The sequence below is a fragment of the Cedecea davisae DSM 4568 genome, assembly GCF_000412335.2.
GTDB lineage: Bacteria > Pseudomonadota > Gammaproteobacteria > Enterobacterales > Enterobacteriaceae > Cedecea > Cedecea davisae.
Genome location: NZ_KE161030.1, coordinates 1,423,431 through 1,439,046 on the forward strand (window position 1 = coordinate 1,423,431; position 15,616 = coordinate 1,439,046).

Sequence of the window (15,616 nt, forward strand, 5' to 3'; positions counted from 1 at the left end):
CCAATGAATACGGGATAATTATAGCAATGAAGGTTAAAAAAAGAATTTTGTCTGTCGCCGTGGGCCTGATGACGCTGGCATCCGGGGCTGCTTTTGCCGCAGACTCACTTTCGTTACAGGGTAAAACCATCGGGGTTGCGGTAGTGGGAACCCAGCATTTCTGGGATCGCGAGGCGTATAAAGGCGCGACCGAAGAGGTTGAAAAACTCGGCGGCAAGGTCATTGGCGTTGACGGCGGCAGGGACAACCAGGTTCACGCTAATAACCACGATATTCTGCTGTCGCGCAAGGTTGATGCGGTCATTAGTATTTTAGGCGACAGCGCGGTTGAGCCTAAATTCAAAGCGCTGCGCGATGCCGGTATTCCGGTATTTACCGTTGACCATGTTTCGCAGTATTCCGTAAATAACACCACGTCCGATAACTACACTCTGGGTTCAACCATTGGCCGCTATATGGCAGATGCGCTGGGTGGGAAAGGCAACGTGGCGGTATTTAACGCATTTTCTAACTCATTGCGCATTTGCGGTATTCGTTATGACCAGTGGAAATATGTGTTGAAGGATTATCCTGGCATTAAAATTATTCAGCCGGAGCTGGCAGAGCAATTTGCTAACTCGCCGGAAGACGCCCGCAAGAAAACCCTCGAACTGCTGAGCCAGTACCCGAAAGGCAAGCTGGATGCTATCCACGTAGCCTGCTGGGACCAGCCCGCAATCGGTATTGTTCAGGCTCTGGAAGAGACCGGGCGTGATAAAGACGTGAAGGTAACCGCTATTGACGCTGGCCCGGAAACGCTGGAGATCATGGCAGAAAAAGACAGCCCGCTGGTGGCAAACGTCGCCCAGCAGCCGCACCTTATCGGCCAGACCTCCGCCGAGAACGTGGCACGCTACTTCGCAGGCCAGAAGCTGCCAATCCAGACCTTTATTCCGGTTATCCCGGTTAAAGGCCCGGATGAAGCCAAAGCCGTATATAAAAAACTGGGTTACGGTGAACTGAAGTAGTGAACGCAGCAACGACGCAGCGCGGTCTGGTGATGGACCGCATTAGTAAGCGCTTTGCCAATGTGGCCGCGTTAAACGCGGTCACGCTGACCATCGGGCCGGGTGAAATTCACGGCCTGATCGGTGAGAACGGGGCGGGCAAGTCCACATTAATCAAGATTCTTGCCGGGGTTTATCAGGCCGATGGCGGGACGGCAACGCTTGACGGCGTTCCGCTTCCGCTTGGTAAGCCTGCGACTATAGAGGCTCAGGGGATCCGGGTTATTCACCAGGAGCTGAACCTGATCCCACATTTTACCGTGGCGGAGTCGGTATTTCTCGGCCAGGAGTATCACCGCGCGGGCGGTATGTTGGACTCCCGGCGCATGCGCCAGGCCACGCGGGACTTTTTCCTTTCTACCTGGCAGTTGACTATCGACCCGGACAGGCTCATTCGCCAGCTCAGCCTTGCCGAGCGCAAACTGGTGCAAATTGCCAGAGCGCTGATAGATGGCGCGGCAAAACTGGTGGTGTTCGACGAGCCTACCGCGCCGCTTGAAGCCCACGAAGCAAGCCTGGTTTCCGATGCCATACTGCGGTTGCGGGATCAGGGCATCGCCATCCTTTATATCTCCCATTACCTGAACGAAATCGCCTCTTTGTGCGACCGGGGAACCGTGCTGCGTAATGGGGAAGTTGTGGGTTATCCCGACCGCGAAGTATTACAGAATACCGACGCGGTGATTCATATGATGGTGGGCCGCGAAATCGACCGGCTCTATACCCCTCGCCAGCACGAAGCCGATGCTTCAGCCGACGAGGTGCCGCTGCTCTGCGTACGTTCACTTTCCGACGGTCAGCAGCTCCAGGACATCAGCTTTGACATTCATAAAGGTGAAATCGTCGGCGTGGCGGGCCTGCTTGGCGCGGGGCGTGACGTACTGGTGGATACCCTTTACGGGCTTACCGTTGCTAAACGGGGCGAAATAGCGATAAACGGGCGTGTGCGCCGCATTCGCTCTCCACGACAGGCTATTCGGGTCGGTATGGCCCTGGTCCCCCGCGATCGCCGCCATCAGGGTCTGATCCTGCCGTTTTCAGCCGCCGACAATATCAACCTTGCCTCGCTGCACGAGACGGCCACTTTGGGCTGGGAGCACCGCTCGCGTGCGTTGCAAAAAGCCCGTGACTGGATAGAGCGGCTTAGCATTCGCCCCGCTAAACCGGAATTGCCGGTGCGCTATATGAGCGGCGGCAACCAGCAGAAAGTTATCCTTGCCCGCTGGCTGGGCACCGACGCACGCCTCTTTATCCTTGATGAGCCAACGCTCGGCGTGGATATCGGCGCCAGAAGCGACATCTACCAGCGCACGCGCCAGCTGGCCGACCAGGGGCGCTCTGTGCTGGTTTCTTCGAGCGATGCCACCGAGCTGCTTGGCCTGTGTGACCGCATTCTGGTGATGTGGCGCGGTTCGCTGGTGGCGAATTTGCCGACCCGGGGGCTAACGCTTGATGCGCTGCTGGCAACGATCAACGGTGGGCAGGAACAATCTTTATGAGCACTGAAATTCGCAGCTTCGTGGCTCGTCGCTCCGTTGCGCTGTTTGAAAAATTCCCTTTGCTGCTGTTTGTGGCGCTGCTGGTCTGGCTGAGTATTCAGTCCCCGTGGTTCCTGAGCTGGCAAAACATCAGCCTGATGCTGGTGCAAAGCGTGCCGCTGGCCATCCTGAGCTTTGGCCTGGTCTGCGTGATTGCCGCAGGCGGGGATGATGTTGTCTCCGGAGGCATCGATCTCTCCCTCCCGGCCATTGCGGTGTTTGGCGTAGCGTTGCTGAGCCTCGGAATGACCGACTGGCTGACGCCGTGGCCTCTGCTATTGCTGCTGGTTGCCGCCCTCAGCCTGCTTTGCGGCGGGATTAACGCTCTGCTGGTGCTGGTAGCCGGGCTGCCGCCGTTGCTTGCCACGCTCTCTACCTCTGTGGCTTTTACCGGCCTGACCGACCTGCTTACCGGCCAGCGCCGCATCAGCGTAAGCGATCCGCTTATGGTGGCATTCCGCGACGGCAGCCTGCTCGGCGTGCCTTACGCGCTGATTTATCTGCTGCTGGTTTTTGCTGGCTTCCAGTTTCTGCTGCATTACACCCGCTTCGGCCAGCACCTGCAGGCTACCGGCGGCAGCAAAGATATGGCTCAGATGTCCGGGCTTAATGTGCGCCTCCTGACGCTGGCCTCCTGGCTGATTGCCGCCGTTGCCGCCGGGCTTGCCGTATTCCCGCTGCTGGCTCAGGGCTCCGGCAGCTCCAGCGGAACGGCAACGCCGCTGCTGATGGAAACGGTGCTGGCAACCTTCCTCGGCGCGGCATTTTCCCGCCGCCGCGTGGTGACCATTTGGGGCGCTTTGCTGGGCGCCATTCTGGTTAACGCCTTGTCTAACGGCCTCGGGCTGCTGGGCGTGAATATTTTCTGGGTCGGCGCGATTAAAGGCGTGCTGATTCTGGTGGTGCTGGCGGCTTCCGCCTTGCAGCAGAAGGGGAGCAAATAATGAAAGTCATTTCTGCCGCGGCGGCCATACCGGCAGGCGAGTCCGGCAAGAAACCACTCGCCTGGCTCTCCCGCGCCGGGTTTGCGCTGGTCACGCTATTCTTTATCGTGCTGTTTAGCCTGTCTAACCCGGTATTTCTGACGCTGGATAACTGGAGCAATCTGCTACAGGGCAGCGCCATTCTGCTGATTGTGGCGCTGGCGATGACGCTTATCGTTAGCGCGGGTGCTATCGATCTTTCGGTCGGCGTCGCTATCGACTTCGGCGCGATGATGGCGCTGATTGCGCTGAAAACCTGGCAGCTTCCGTGGCAGGTGGCGGTGCTGTGCGCCCTGCTGGGCGGGGTGATGATTGGCCTGGTTAATGCTTTCCTGATTCTGGCCTGCCGTATCAAACCGTTCCTCGCCACGCTTGGCACCTGGTTTATCGCCAGCAGCGCGGAGCGTATTTACACCGACGGCGGCGGGGCGATTTCGATGCGCCGCATGGCGCCGGAATATCATGACCTTGCGGTCGGCAATCTGTGGGGCATTCCGATGCCGGTGCTGATTGTGCTGGTGGTCTGGCTTGCGGCCTGGCTTCTGACCGAGCGAACCCTGTTTGGCAAGCGCGTGCGCGCCGTAGGGCAAAACAGCGAAGCCGCGCGTATTGCCGGGATCGCCGATAAACGCACTCTCTTCTGGGTGCTGATTGCCGCCTCGGCGATGTGCGCCGTCGGCGGCATTATTCTGTCGGCTAACCTGCGGCAGTTTACTCCGCTTGCCGGGCAGTCCTACCTGATGGACGCGATTGCCGCGGTCTTTATCGGCACTGCGTTCCAGCGCCAGGGCCGGGTAAGCATGGGCGGCACGCTCGGCGGAGTGCTGTTCCTGGCGATTATTGATAACGGCCTGAATCTGATGGGGCTTAACTACCTGGTAAAAGATGCACTGGTCGGCGTGATTCTGGTGGTGGCGCTGGCCGTATCGTTCTGGCAGGCGCGCCTGCGTCAGCGGAATGAGTGAGGAAGCCATGAGCAAATTTGATGCAGTGTTCGTCGGCCTGACTATTCTCGATATCGCTGGCCGCCCGGTGGTCAGTATTCCGCAGGGTGGCGGGGTGCAGTTTATTGAACAAATCAGGCTTAATCCGGCGGGTACGGCGGCCGGTGCGCTGGTGAATGCGGCAAAACTGGGTATCCGCACCGCCACGGCGGCCTGTCTTGGTGAAGATGAAAAGGCGGAGTTTATTCTTGGCAGCTATCGCCGTCTCGGTATCGACTGCTCGCTAATAAGCCGTACTGCGCGCAAAGAAACCTCGGCGACAATCTTACCGATTCGCCCCAACGGTGAACGTCCGGCGCTGCATTGCCGCGGCGCGTCTGACGAGCTTTTTGTCGATGAGGCTCAGTTTGACGACGTGCTCGACTGCCGCTTTCTGCACCACGGCGGCACCGGTTTGCTGGCGGCGATGGACGGCGGGCAAAGCACGATGTTGCTGGCTGCGGCTAAAGCGCGCGGGGTCATTACCAGCTTTGATTTGATCGCGCCGAATGAAAATACGCTTGAGCTGTTACGCCCGCTGCTGCCGCATGTGGATTACTTTATGCCCGCGCTCGAAGAAGCGCAGTTCATCTCCGGGCTGTCCGAGCCTGCCGAAGTAGCGGATTTCTTCCTGAGTCTCGGCGTTGGCTGCTGTATTTTCAAAGACGGAGCCAGCGGCTCGTGGCTGTTCAGTCCTGAGGGCACGCTGCATTTTCCGGCCTATAAAGTGACGGTCAGCGACACTACCGGCTGCGGCGATAGCTACTGCGGCGGGTTTATTGCTGCTCTTGCGCGGGGGCTATCCGTGGAAGAGGCCTGCCGGATTGCGTCGGCAACGGCGGCGCTGGTGGCAACAGGATTAGGATCGGATGCAGGCGTGGTGGACTGGGAACACTTGCAGGATTTTATGGCGACAACGCCGCTGATTGCATAACCGTAAAAACAGGCCCGAAGGCCTGTTTTTTTGTCTTAGCGCCAGGCGTATAGCAGCGGTTCTCCCGCCACAAAACGCTGAAGATCGGCGGCAATCATCGCGGTATGTTTCTGAATGCTTTCGCGTGTGGCCCCGGCAATGTGCGGGGTAATAATGACGTTATTCAGCTCGCTGATGAATGGGTGGTCACGCCACAGCGGCTCCTGGTGATAAACGTCCAGCGCTGCGCCGCCGAGCGGGCCGTGCCGCAGGGCTGCTATCAGGTCGGCTTCTACCACGACCGAGGCGCGGGAAGTGTTAATCAGCTTCGCGCCGGGCTTCATTGTTTGCAGCAGTTTCGCGTTGACCAGCCCATCGCTGTGCGGCCCGCTGCTTAAATGCAGGCTGACAATATCGGCCTCACGGAATAGCGCGTCCAGTGTGGTTTTATGCAGTCCCGGCTCGTCGATATCTTCGGCGGCAACAAAGGGATCAACCACCAGGATGTTCATCCCAAATGCGCGGGCGATGCGTGCTACTCGGCGGCCAATATTGCCGTAGCCAATCAGCCCCAAAGTCTTGTTTCGCAGCTCGCCGCCTTTAAATATTTCGTACGGGCTTTCCGGGCTAACATCCCAGACCACATCTTTGCGCAGGCCTTCCTGAGTATGCTGTTCGGCCTGAGCCTCACGGGTAAACTCCCCGCGTTTCAGGGCGGCATGCGACTGCGGGATATGGCGCATTAAGCCCAGCATCAGGCCCAGGGTCAGCTCTGCGGCGGCGTCCGCGTTGCGGCCCGGCGTATAGAGCACTTTAATATTGCGCTCGCGAGCGGCCTGAATATCAACGTTGACCGGGTTAGCGCGGGTACAGGCGATAACCTGTAGCTTCGGGCAGCTGTTAATCACTTCGGCGGTGATGTCGTCATAGCTGGTGACAATCACTTCGGCATCGTGGGCAAGATCGATAATCTGCGGGGCCTGGAGTTTTGGCTTGCCGATGGCCCAGCCCTCGACGATCAGCTCTCCGAGCTGGCTGAAGGGGTCAAGACTTCCTGCGTATTCGGCGGTAAAGACGATTTTCATTGTTCGTTATCCTGAGAAACACTCTGTAAAGCCTGGTGTCTGGCCTGCCAGACCGGCTGGAGCTGCTCGCGCAGCAGGCGGAAGACCGGGAACAGCGCCCTGTAGGCGGCATGCGCCTGCGGGTGCGGCTGATAGCGGGTTTGCTCGATGGCCGGGTAATCATTCAGGGCGTGAACGCTACGTGCAGCCAGCAGCGCTGCGCCTCTGGCGCTAAGTTCATTAAAGTGGCTGGCGATTACGGTTCTGCCGGTGCAGTCGGCAATAATCTGAAGCCACGTTGCCGATGCCGCGCCGCCGCCGGTGAGATAGAGGTCGCCTTCGCTGGAGTAGCCCGCCAGTGAATCAACGATGGCGTAAGCCAGCCCTTCGAAAACCGCACGCTGTAAAGCCGCGCGAGAGGTGTGCTGGTCTACGCCAAAGAATCCTGCGCGGGCGGTCGGGCTGTAAAATGGCGCACGTTCGCCGTTCAGATAAGGCTGCCAGAACACGCCGCCGCTGCCGGGGGGGACGGTGGCAATTTGCCGCTCCAGCTCGACCAGGTCCGGCGTCAGGGAAATATGCTGCTGGAGCCAGTCAATGTTCGGCGTTCCGGCCTGCATCGGGAACAGATTGATAAAACTGCCCGGCTCGGTGTGGGTGACGAAGCGGGTGCCGCTGCTTACCGTCTCGCGGCCGTGGCAAACCACGCCGGTACAGCAGGTGGTGCCGAGAATTGTGTAAATATCGCCGTCATGGATCGCGCCGCAGCCCAGCGCCGCGCTGCATACATCCAGCGCACCGGCGGCGACCGGCGTGCCTGCGGCAAGCCCGCACAGCAATGCAGCCTCTTCGCTCAGGCTGCCCGCCACAGATTCGGGGCGCAGCAGGGGAGGGAATTTTGCCTTCAGCTCGCTAATGCCCAGCGCGTTGAGAGCAAAGTCTGAGAGTTCGCCGCTCGACTGGTTCAGTAATGACGCGCTGGTATCGGTAAGCTCGAGCGCGGCGGTTCCGGTCAGGCGAAAACGGATCCAGTCCTTAGCGAAGAAAATATAGTCGGCGGCGGCGAGGCGTTCCGGCTGGTTACGCTGGAGCCAGCAAAGCTGCAGGCTGGTGTTGCAGGGTTGTAGCTGGGAGCCTGTTTCATCGAACAACGCTTTGTCCAGGCCCGGGGCCAGCAGGAGTTCGTCCATCAGCGTGCGGCTGCGGGTATCGCTCCACAAAATCCCGGGGCTGACCGGGTTGCCGCTGCGGTCGCTAAGCCAGACGCCTTCGCCCTGGCCCGCGAGGCCAATTGCCTTCAGCTCGCCGTGGCGTAGCTCTGGCGAGTCGGCAACCTGGCGCAGCGTGCGCACCACCGATAGCCAGAGCTGCTCCATATCCTGTTCAGCATAGCCCTGAGGGGAGAGTGAAGGTGCGGTTGACTCCGCCGCGCTGGCAACCGCATGAAAATTGCCGTCAAACAGCACGGCTTTTACCCGCGACGTGCCGATATCAATACCCAGGAAATAATCCATACCGCTTGCCCTCGCGCTGGTGAGCCGGAGTCAGAAAGACTAAAAATTAATCGCGCTGGTAAAGGCGGCGCTGCATTTCGCACTCAAACAGGAACTCGAGGCCTTCCAGCTGGCGGCGGGCTTCATTCACGTCTTTGCCCCAGCAGGTGAGGCCGTGGCCGCGCAGCAGGAAGCCGTAGTTCAGCGGGTTGTCCTGAGCATATTGCTCGATGCGTTTGGCTAACGCATCGATATCCTGATCGTTGTCGAAGATGGCGATAGGCACGGTGTCGAGGTGCGATTGCTGCCCGGTAAGGGTCTTTTGCATTTCGTAGCCGCTGATGTTCAGGGTGGCGCTTTTTTCAATACGCGACAGCACGGTAGCGTTGACGGTGTGAACGTGGAGCACCACGTTAGCTTCCGGGAACAGGCGATAAACCAAAGTATGTAGCCCGGTTTCCGCCGAAGGTTTGCGGCCTGAAGGCGCCTGGTTTGTGGCAATATCAACCTGCAGGAAGTCTTCACCGGTCAGGCTGCCTTTATCGCGCCCGGACTCGCTTAACCAGCACCACTGCGCGTCCTGACGCACCGACATATTGCCGCCGGTAGCCGGTGCCCAGCCTTTGGCGCCGATCCAATGACAGGTGGTGACTAACTGCCCGAGCCTTTCTTGCCACATACAGGTGTTCCTTATTCTTGTAATTTGTCTGTCTAGCCGTCTAAATGGCCGTTTACATGATGCTATCATTGTGTGAACAGACGGGCAACACTTCCCGCATCGTGAAACGCCAGAAAAATCGCCATTTTGCATTGATGGTATTTGTTATGTTATAACGTAACAAATTAATCTGAAGGTGACTCTTTCTGCTATGACCGTAACGCCCGCGCTTTGCCCAAAAACACTCCCGGATATTCAGTCGCTGAAAGGCGAGCATAGCGACGCCACCCTTTCGTGGGTTGGCATGGAGCAAATAGATCTCCCGGTCGAAATTGCGGGGCGGCCGCTGACGGCGAAAGTGAGCGCGGGGATTAATCTTCTCAGCTCCCCGGAGGCGGAAAAAGGCATTCATATGTCGCGGCTTTACCTGCTGCTGGACGCGCTGACTCAGCAGGAGGTGACGCCTGCCTCGCTGCGTAATTTGCTCGGCGAATTTCTTGTCTCGCACCAGCGTTGCAGCAATATGGCCTCGATAACGCTATCCGGCGATCTGCTGCTGTCGCGTAAATCTCTCACCTCAAACCGCTTCGGCTGGAAGGCCTATCCCGTTCAGGTACAGGCCGGGCGCGGCTCTGATTTCACCGTCACCGTGCGGGTGGGCATTCCTTATTCATCTACCTGCCCGGCCTCGGCGGCGCTGAGCCGCAATCTGGCGCAACAGCAGTTCCAGCTCGACTTTGGCGAGCGTAGCGACCGCCTGTCCGTGGCGGAAGTTGAAGCCTGGCTTGGCGAGCGTGGCATGCCCGGTACGCCCCACAGCCAGAGAAGTTGGGCCTGGGTGAGTTGCCGCCTGAAGCCTGATGCCCGGATATTGCCGTTTATTGATGTGATTGATTGCTGCGAAACGGCCTTAGCGACCGCGGTGCAGACGGTAGTCAAACGCGCCGATGAGCAGGCGTTTGCCCTCGCTAACGGGCAGAACCTGATGTTTTGCGAAGACGCGGCCCGCCGCCTGAATCAGGCGCTGCTGGGGAGCGCCTTTTGCTCCGCTTTCGAAGTTCGCGTCGAGCACCAGGAAAGCCTTCATGCCCACAATGCCGTGGCCCGTATTAACTGGACAGGAAATCACTATGCTGCGTAAAAACCCCTCCGGCCACCTCCCGCAGGTTTCGACTAAAGCCTATATCGACCCGACGGCGGTTATCTGTGGCCGGGTGATTATTCATGATTATGTTTATGTCGGCCCGTATGCGGTTATCCGCGCCGACGAGCTGAATGCCGAAGGCGACATGGACCCGATTATCATCCACTCGCATTCCAATATTCAGGACGGCGTGGTTATCCACTCTAAAAGCGGCGCGCCGGTGACCATCGGCAGCGGGACTTCTATTGCTCACCGGGCGATTGTTCACGGCCCTTGCAGGGTTGATGAGCGCGTGTTTATCGGCTTTAACAGCGTGTTGTTCAACTGCCATATCAAAACAGGCTGCGTTATTCGCTATAACGCGGTGGTGGACGGCGTAACGCTGCCCGAGCAAACCTATATCCCTTCTACCGAGCGCGTGGGGCCTGACTCCGAACTTGAAAAATACGCCCGCGTTGACCCGGCTTCGCTGCAATTTTCGGAAGAGGTTGCCAGTACCAACGTCAGGCTGGTGGAAGGCTACCAACTGCTGCGCAACGAGTTTTGAATAATGACAGGGAATAAGCAGAGCGGCTTGCCGGAACTTGAGGTCACGCTGCGCTCAATTACGCGCCCGCACGGAGGCCGCTGGCCGGTAGCGATAGATTTTCAGCTGCTTAAAGGAGAGTGCCTCACGGTCATTGGCCCCAACGGCAGCGGGAAAACGTCGCTGCTGCGCGCGCTGAGCCACGAGCTTAAAGCCGAAGGGGAGATAACCTTAGCCGGGCAGCAGCTTGCTTCCCTGCATCCGCTGCTGCGGGCAAAACTTATTGCCGTGATGTCGCAAAACGATGTCCCGGACCTGCGCCTGTCGATTGAGGATTATGTGGCCCTGGGGCGGCTGCCATTCGTGCGCGACATGGCCGAGCCAGCTCACCGCTGCATTGTTTGCGGCGCTATGAAGGAGGCAGGCGTGCTGGGCATGCGCCATAAATCTCTTGCCTGCCTGTCCGGCGGTGAACGGCAGCGCGCGATTCTCGCCCGTACTTTAGCCCAGACCTCACGCTTGCTGCTGCTTGATGAGCCGACCAACCATCTCGATCTCGCCGGGCGGGAAGAGCTGCTGTCGCTGGTTAAAGCCCGTGGAACGACCGTTATTGCGGTGCTGCACGATCTTAATCTTATTGAAGGGTTTGCCGACAAGGTGCTGATTTTGTCGGCGGGCCAGCAGCTTGCTTTTAACGCCCCGGATTCTGCGCTGCGAACCGAGGCTATTCGCCCGGTCTTCGGGCTTGAGAGCTTTACGGTTGCCCATCCAGACAGGCATGGAAAGCGGGTGCGTTTTTTTGAAACTTCACGCCAACACTAACTTTTCAGGGATTATTCACATGCTAAAAACTACCGCAGGCCTGGTGTTCGCCTTTGCATCTGCCACGGCCTTCGCCTCTGGTTTTCCCGTCACTGTCTCCAGCTGCGGTAAGCCCGTGGTATTCACCCAGGCGCCCAAAAGGGCGGTGATTAACGATCTGAATATGTCGGAGATGGCTTTTGCCCTCCATCTACAGCCGCAGATTGTTGGCCTTACCGGCATCTCCGGCTGGTACAAAATGACCCCGGAATTCAGGCAGCAAATGGGGGCGATTCCCGAGCTGGCGCCCAAATACCCGGCGCTGGAAACGCTGCTTGCCGCCGAGCCGGACTTCTTCTTTGCGGGCTGGAATTACGGCATGAAAGTCGGCGGGGATGTTACGCCCGATAGCCTGGCAAAATATGGCATCAAAACGTTTGTGCTCAGCGAAAGCTGCGCCATCTCCGGCGAGAGCAAAAAGAAAGCCAGCATGGAGCTGCTTTATAACGATGAGCTAACGCTCGGCAAAATATTCGGCAAGCAGGAGGCCGCGCAGCAGCTGGTGGATGGCTGGAAACGGCGGCTGGCCGCGCTCCCTCATGCCCCGGGCGGCAGCCGGGCGAAAGTCTTTGTTTATGACTCCGGGGAAGATAAGCCGTTCACCAGCGGCAAATATGCCATGCCGCAGGCGATAATCGAGGCGGCGGGCGGCCAGAACGCGATGGCTGCCCTGGATACCAGCTGGGGCACGACATCATGGGAAAATGTGGCGGCGACGGAGCCGGATTTTATTATCCTGCTGGATTACCAGACCGGCGGCGGCGCGGATTCGCTGCGCCAGTTCCTTGAGCGCCATCCGCTGATGAAGCTGACTCCGGCGGTAAAAAATCATCGCTATTTGAAACTGCAATATTCAGAGCTAACGCCCGGCCCGGCGAATATCGGCGCGGTAGAAAAACTGGCTCACGCGCTGTATGCGCCAGGCGCTAACTGATGGCGGTAGCATCGCGCTACTGGACGATCGTTTGCCTGGCCGCGCTGCTGATTCTACTGTTTTCCGCGCTGAGCCTGACGGAGGGCACGGTTCGGCTTACGCCGCATCAGGTTGTTGCCGCGCTTCATCCCGGTTCGAGCGATATTGCGCCGATGATCCGCAGCATCGTCATGGATATCAGGCTGCCGAGAACGCTGCTTGCGCTGATCGCCGGGGCCGGGCTTGCGGTAGTGGGGGCGCTGCTGCAAACGGCGTCGCGCAACGAACTGGCTGACCCGTTCCTGTTCGGTCTCTCTTCGGGCGCGTCTGCCGGTGCGGTGCTGGTATTTACCCGTTTTGGCGACTTTTTTGGCGGATGGACGTTGCCGGTCGCCGCCTTCTGCGGCGGTCTGCTTTCTTCCATCGCGGTGCTTTCGCTATTTCAATTTAAGCGGGAGCGCGGGGCGGAAACGCTGATTATCTGCGGGCTGGCGATCTCATTTTTGTTCGGGGCGTTGACCAGTTATCTGGTGTTCGCCGGTGACCAGCGCACGGCAAGCTCGATACTGTTCTGGTCGCTGGGCGGGCTGGGTTTGGCGCGCTGGGATAATCTGGGCTTTGCCGCCGCGAGCCTGGGGCTGTTGCTGGCTTTTTGCTTACTGAGGTGGCGCGAGCTGGACGGGCTGCTGGCCGGAGACCGAACGGCGTTTTCTCTCGGCATCAATGTTAACCGCCTGCGTACCGAAATTTTTCTCTGCTGCGCTTTTTCAACTTCTCTTCTGGTGGCGCTCACCGGAGTTATCGGTTTTGTCGGGCTGATGGTGCCGCATCTTTGCCGCCATTTTTCCGCGATTAAACACGCAAAACTCTTGCCGCTTTGCGGGCTGGTGGGAGCGGGTTTACTGTGCGGCGGGGATATACTCAGCCGGGTGCTGGTTGCGCCCCAGGAGTTGCCGATCGGCATTATTACCGCGGGTATTGGCGGCTTTTTTATCGTGGCGATGGTCGCCCGGCGCTAAGGGCGGATGCCGGACAGCATCCGCCTTGAGTTTTAAGCCGTATAGCGTGGAGCCGGAACGCCGGTGCGAGAAGCATCGAATATCGCCAGGCGTGCTTTTTCGTATGCCTCCCAGAGCTTTTCATCGTGCAGCGGCGGCATGGTGATGTTCTCGCCGTTATCCAGCCCAACCAGCGAGGCGTCAACCATCTCTTCGGTGTTCATCACGGAGCCTTCTGGCAGAGCGGTCACCGGCACGCCGGAAAGCTCCCAGATTTCCGTGGCCGTCGCCGCAGGCAGCACGGCCTGAATGCGGATATTGGACCCCACAACCTCTTCCTGAAGCCCGCGAGTAAAGTTGAGAACATAGCCTTTGGTGCCGCTATAAACGGCGCTTCCGGCGCGAGCGTGCAGGGAAAGCACCGAGGCAATGTTAATCAGCGTGCCGCTGTTTTCGGCCTGGAATTTTGCCAGCGCCACCAGGCTGAGGCGGGTTAGCGAGGTAATATTCAGCGTAATATCCGCCTGATGCAGCTCAGCGCTCCCTTCGATAAAGGGGGCCAGATGGGCGGTTCCGGCGTTATTGATCAGCACGCCGATGCGCTGGTTATCACGCAGTGCCTGCTCAACGGCGACGATCCCTTCTTCGTTTGTCAGGTCTGCTTTTAGCGTGGTGACGTGAATGCCGTAGCGCGCCTCCAGCTTCTCAGCCAGTTCGAGCAGGCGATCTTCACGTCGGGCAACCAGCAGCAGGTCGTAACCCCTGGCGGCAAAGCGATCCGCATAAACAGCACCGATACCGGAAGACGCGCCGGTGATAACCGCGACAGAGTGGGCGTTAGCCATAAAGCACCTCGTAGAATGTTGTGTTGGGTTAATTGGTTTAATAATGAAACCATGTTCAGAATCTAGATATGTTGGTTCTATAATGCAACCAATTTGATGGGTATTTTTTGCTTATCTCGGGCGAATACGGCGGTAGAAAAACGAAGCGCCTGAATTATCAGGCGCATAGAGAAAATTAGCGGGTCTGAATGGTGATGTCTTCGGCGGCCAGTTCGCGGCCATCTTCGGCCTGCAAAGTGAGTTTGCGAATAGGGCGGCGATGCTGTTTATCGACCAGCATGGTGCAGATTTCGTTTCGATCAAACAGGTTTTTCCCGCCCCACTGGGAAAGCGCGGCAAGCACGGTTTGCAACTCGCGCCCTTTGTCCGTCAAAACATATTCATTCCATGCGCTGCCGTCGGAGGCGGGGCGCACTTCGAGAATGCCGCTCTCTACCAGCTGCTTAAGGCGCTGGGTCAGCATGTTTTTGGCGATCCCGAGGCTTTTTTGAAATTCGCCAAACCGCGCCATGCCGTTTAGCGCATCGCGCACTATCAGCAATGACCACCAGTCGCCGATGACGTCCAGCGTGCGGGCAACCGAGCAGGCGCTGTCTTCGAGGCTTTTGCGTTTCATCTCTTCTCCCGGTGAAGTCGTATGGTTCTATTATAAAACTTTTTCGCCGAAAAGATGAGCGCCAATTTGCTAGCGATAATGGGCCGTCAGCGCCTGCTTTAGCGCGGCTATCAGCCGACGCTTCCATTCCACCGTGGAGGTGCGATATTGCAAAAACAGGCTGCCTTCGGCCTTGTCGCCGGACAGCGGCAAAGTAGAGAGGTGCTGTTTGTCGCTCAGGGTTTCAAACCACGGCGCGGGAACAATCGCCATCAGCGGCGCGCTGCGCAGCGCCGGAGCCAACTGACCGTAATCGCTACAGGTAAAAGCCAGGTGTCGGGCAAGCCCGGCTCGCGCCTGCTGGCGATCCAGCTCGTTGCTGGCCTGCGGCCACGGGTGGCAGTAGAAATGACTGAACTGCCCCAACTCCTCAAACGTTAGCGCTGTGCGTCCTTTAAGCTTGCCGTGTAGCGGCGAGCCATAAACGGCAATCAGGCGCGTGCTGCCAACCCGTTCATAGTGCAGGGCGCTCACGCTTTTTTGGTGATCGCCAATCGCGACCAGTAAATCTATTTTTCCTTCCAGCAGTTCGTCACGCCAGGCGCGCCGTTCAAAGGGCAGGCATTCAATGATTGCCCCCGCCTGGTGTCCTTTGCGCGCCAGCTCCGGCGTGAGAAGCACGTTGAGCGCCGGGGGCAGCACTACGCGAAAGCGCCGCTCCTCGCCATTTTCTTCGCCAAACAGTTCTTCGTTGAGGGAGATAAAAAGCGGAATAAGGCGGTCTTTAATCGCCAGCGCAAAAGGCGTGGGAACCTGTGAATTGCCTTCCCGACGGAATAGAGGATCGCCGAGGGATTCGCGCAGGCGGGCGAGGGCATGGCTTACCGCCGACGGGCTAAGCGCCAGCTTCTGCGCAGTACGGCTGGTGGAGCCGGTGGTGAGCATCACGTACAGCACTTTGAGCAGATTCATATCTAATTGCAGGATGTTCACAAGGTCGCATCTCAATTGCACAGCATTAAATTACCGGAGATTATACTGCGGCTCCTGACAAAA

The 15,616-nt window shown here is 58.4% G+C and carries 16 protein-coding genes; 10 read left to right on the forward strand and 6 right to left on the reverse strand.

The annotated features are described in order from the left end of the window. Positions 1–26 precede the first annotated feature (26 nt). Genes HMPREF0201_RS06605 through HMPREF0201_RS06625 form a run of 5 tightly spaced genes read left to right on the forward strand, consistent with a single transcriptional unit; the run spans position 27 to position 5,484 of the window. Positions 27–1,007: a sugar ABC transporter substrate-binding protein gene (locus HMPREF0201_RS06605; protein WP_039898063.1), complete on the forward strand. Its 981-nt coding sequence runs from the start codon at positions 27–29 to the stop codon at positions 1,005–1,007. Between the two features lie 32 nt (positions 1,008–1,039). Continuing rightward, the gene (locus HMPREF0201_RS06610; protein WP_055696388.1) at positions 1,040–2,545 is read left to right on the forward strand and encodes a sugar ABC transporter ATP-binding protein; all 1,506 of its coding nucleotides are present in this window, start codon (positions 1,040–1,042) and stop codon (positions 2,543–2,545) included. Beyond that, the gene (locus HMPREF0201_RS06615) at positions 2,542–3,528 is read left to right on the forward strand and encodes an ABC transporter permease (protein WP_016535748.1); all 987 of its coding nucleotides are present in this window, start codon (positions 2,542–2,544) and stop codon (positions 3,526–3,528) included. The genes HMPREF0201_RS06610 and HMPREF0201_RS06615 overlap by 4 nt, the downstream gene beginning before the upstream one ends. Further along, complete coding sequence (locus HMPREF0201_RS06620; protein WP_016535749.1) at positions 3,528–4,532, forward strand: ABC transporter permease; 1,005 nt, start codon at positions 3,528–3,530, stop codon at positions 4,530–4,532. The genes HMPREF0201_RS06615 and HMPREF0201_RS06620 overlap by 1 nt, the downstream gene beginning before the upstream one ends. Before the next feature lie 7 nt (positions 4,533–4,539). Then, positions 4,540–5,484: a carbohydrate kinase family protein gene (locus tag HMPREF0201_RS06625; protein WP_039898064.1), complete on the forward strand. Its 945-nt coding sequence runs from the start codon at positions 4,540–4,542 to the stop codon at positions 5,482–5,484. A gap of 35 nt (positions 5,485–5,519) precedes the next feature. On the opposite strand, the gene HMPREF0201_RS06630 is transcribed toward HMPREF0201_RS06625, so the two are convergent. The 3 genes from HMPREF0201_RS06630 to HMPREF0201_RS06640 are packed head-to-tail and all read right to left on the reverse strand — an operon-like array spanning position 5,520 to position 8,699. Continuing rightward, complete coding sequence (locus tag HMPREF0201_RS06630; RefSeq protein WP_016535751.1) at positions 5,520–6,548, reverse strand: NAD(P)-dependent oxidoreductase; 1,029 nt, start codon at positions 6,546–6,548, stop codon at positions 5,520–5,522. After that, entirely contained in the window at positions 6,545–8,041 is a 1,497-nt protein-coding gene (locus tag HMPREF0201_RS06635; protein WP_016535752.1) for an FGGY-family carbohydrate kinase, read from the reverse strand. The genes HMPREF0201_RS06630 and HMPREF0201_RS06635 overlap by 4 nt, the downstream gene beginning before the upstream one ends. Before the next feature lie 46 nt (positions 8,042–8,087). Beyond that, complete coding sequence (locus tag HMPREF0201_RS06640; protein ID WP_016535753.1) at positions 8,088–8,699, reverse strand: methylthioribulose 1-phosphate dehydratase; 612 nt, start codon at positions 8,697–8,699, stop codon at positions 8,088–8,090. A 190-nt stretch (positions 8,700–8,889) separates the two neighbouring features. Here HMPREF0201_RS06640 and folE2 point away from each other — a divergent pair, with 190 nt between their 5' ends. From folE2 to HMPREF0201_RS06665, 5 genes are read left to right on the forward strand one after another with little or no spacing between them, the layout of a single operon-like run. Continuing rightward, complete coding sequence (gene folE2 / locus HMPREF0201_RS06645; RefSeq protein WP_016535754.1) at positions 8,890–9,819, forward strand: GTP cyclohydrolase FolE2; 930 nt, start codon at positions 8,890–8,892, stop codon at positions 9,817–9,819. After that, the gene (locus HMPREF0201_RS06650) at positions 9,809–10,369 is read left to right on the forward strand and encodes an LbetaH domain-containing protein (protein WP_016535755.1); all 561 of its coding nucleotides are present in this window, start codon (positions 9,809–9,811) and stop codon (positions 10,367–10,369) included. Before folE2 ends, HMPREF0201_RS06650 begins: the two co-directional genes overlap by 11 nt. A 3-nt stretch (positions 10,370–10,372) precedes the next feature. Continuing rightward, positions 10,373–11,170 carry an ABC transporter ATP-binding protein gene (locus tag HMPREF0201_RS06655; RefSeq protein WP_016535756.1) on the forward strand — a complete coding sequence of 266 codons (798 nt, stop codon included), beginning with the start codon at positions 10,373–10,375 and terminating at the stop codon, positions 11,168–11,170. Between the two features lie 19 nt (positions 11,171–11,189). Next, the gene (locus HMPREF0201_RS06660) at positions 11,190–12,143 is read left to right on the forward strand and encodes an ABC transporter substrate-binding protein (protein ID WP_016535757.1); all 954 of its coding nucleotides are present in this window, start codon (positions 11,190–11,192) and stop codon (positions 12,141–12,143) included. Continuing rightward, positions 12,143–13,141 (forward strand): FecCD family ABC transporter permease, encoded by a 999-nt coding sequence (locus HMPREF0201_RS06665; RefSeq protein WP_016535758.1) that lies wholly within the window; start codon positions 12,143–12,145, stop codon positions 13,139–13,141. The genes HMPREF0201_RS06660 and HMPREF0201_RS06665 overlap by 1 nt, the downstream gene beginning before the upstream one ends. 32 nt (positions 13,142–13,173) lie before the next feature. On the opposite strand, the gene HMPREF0201_RS06670 is transcribed toward HMPREF0201_RS06665, so the two are convergent. From HMPREF0201_RS06670 to HMPREF0201_RS06680, 3 genes are all read right to left on the reverse strand, one after another. After that, positions 13,174–13,965 (reverse strand): SDR family NAD(P)-dependent oxidoreductase, encoded by a 792-nt coding sequence (locus HMPREF0201_RS06670; RefSeq protein WP_016535759.1) that lies wholly within the window; start codon positions 13,963–13,965, stop codon positions 13,174–13,176. Positions 13,966–14,140: 175 nt separating this feature from the next. Further along, positions 14,141–14,581, reverse strand: coding sequence for a winged helix-turn-helix transcriptional regulator (locus HMPREF0201_RS06675; RefSeq protein ID WP_016535760.1), 441 nt, complete (start codon positions 14,579–14,581; stop codon positions 14,141–14,143). A 69-nt stretch (positions 14,582–14,650) separates the two neighbouring features. Beyond that, positions 14,651–15,553, reverse strand: coding sequence for a LysR family transcriptional regulator (locus tag HMPREF0201_RS06680; protein ID WP_039898065.1), 903 nt, complete (start codon positions 15,551–15,553; stop codon positions 14,651–14,653). Positions 15,554–15,616 lie beyond the last annotated feature (63 nt).

Excerpts from the sequence above, each read along its gene's own strand:
- HMPREF0201_RS06640 (WP_016535753.1), bottom strand. The coding sequence starts at position 8,699 with ATGTGGCAAGAAAGGCTCGGGCAGTTAGTCACCACCTGTCATTGGATC.
- HMPREF0201_RS06615 (WP_016535748.1), top strand. The coding sequence starts at position 2,542 with ATGAGCACTGAAATTCGCAGCTTCGTGGCTCGTCGCTCCGTTGCGCTG.
- folE2 (WP_016535754.1), top strand. The coding sequence starts at position 8,890 with ATGACCGTAACGCCCGCGCTTTGCCCAAAAACACTCCCGGATATTCAG.
- HMPREF0201_RS06630 (WP_016535751.1), bottom strand. The coding sequence starts at position 6,548 with ATGAAAATCGTCTTTACCGCCGAATACGCAGGAAGTCTTGACCCCTTC.
- HMPREF0201_RS06610 (WP_055696388.1), top strand. The coding sequence starts at position 1,040 with ATGGACCGCATTAGTAAGCGCTTTGCCAATGTGGCCGCGTTAAACGCG.
- HMPREF0201_RS06625 (WP_039898064.1), top strand. The coding sequence starts at position 4,540 with ATGAGCAAATTTGATGCAGTGTTCGTCGGCCTGACTATTCTCGATATC.
- HMPREF0201_RS06660 (WP_016535757.1), top strand. The coding sequence starts at position 11,190 with ATGCTAAAAACTACCGCAGGCCTGGTGTTCGCCTTTGCATCTGCCACG.
- HMPREF0201_RS06655 (WP_016535756.1), top strand. The coding sequence starts at position 10,373 with ATGACAGGGAATAAGCAGAGCGGCTTGCCGGAACTTGAGGTCACGCTG.
- HMPREF0201_RS06650 (WP_016535755.1), top strand. The coding sequence starts at position 9,809 with ATGCTGCGTAAAAACCCCTCCGGCCACCTCCCGCAGGTTTCGACTAAA.
- HMPREF0201_RS06605 (WP_039898063.1), top strand. The coding sequence starts at position 27 with ATGAAGGTTAAAAAAAGAATTTTGTCTGTCGCCGTGGGCCTGATGACG.
- HMPREF0201_RS06675 (WP_016535760.1), bottom strand. The coding sequence starts at position 14,581 with ATGAAACGCAAAAGCCTCGAAGACAGCGCCTGCTCGGTTGCCCGCACG.
- HMPREF0201_RS06635 (WP_016535752.1), bottom strand. The coding sequence starts at position 8,041 with ATGGATTATTTCCTGGGTATTGATATCGGCACGTCGCGGGTAAAAGCC.
- HMPREF0201_RS06620 (WP_016535749.1), top strand. The coding sequence starts at position 3,528 with ATGAAAGTCATTTCTGCCGCGGCGGCCATACCGGCAGGCGAGTCCGGC.
- HMPREF0201_RS06670 (WP_016535759.1), bottom strand. The coding sequence starts at position 13,965 with ATGGCTAACGCCCACTCTGTCGCGGTTATCACCGGCGCGTCTTCCGGT.
- HMPREF0201_RS06665 (WP_016535758.1), top strand. The coding sequence starts at position 12,143 with ATGGCGGTAGCATCGCGCTACTGGACGATCGTTTGCCTGGCCGCGCTG.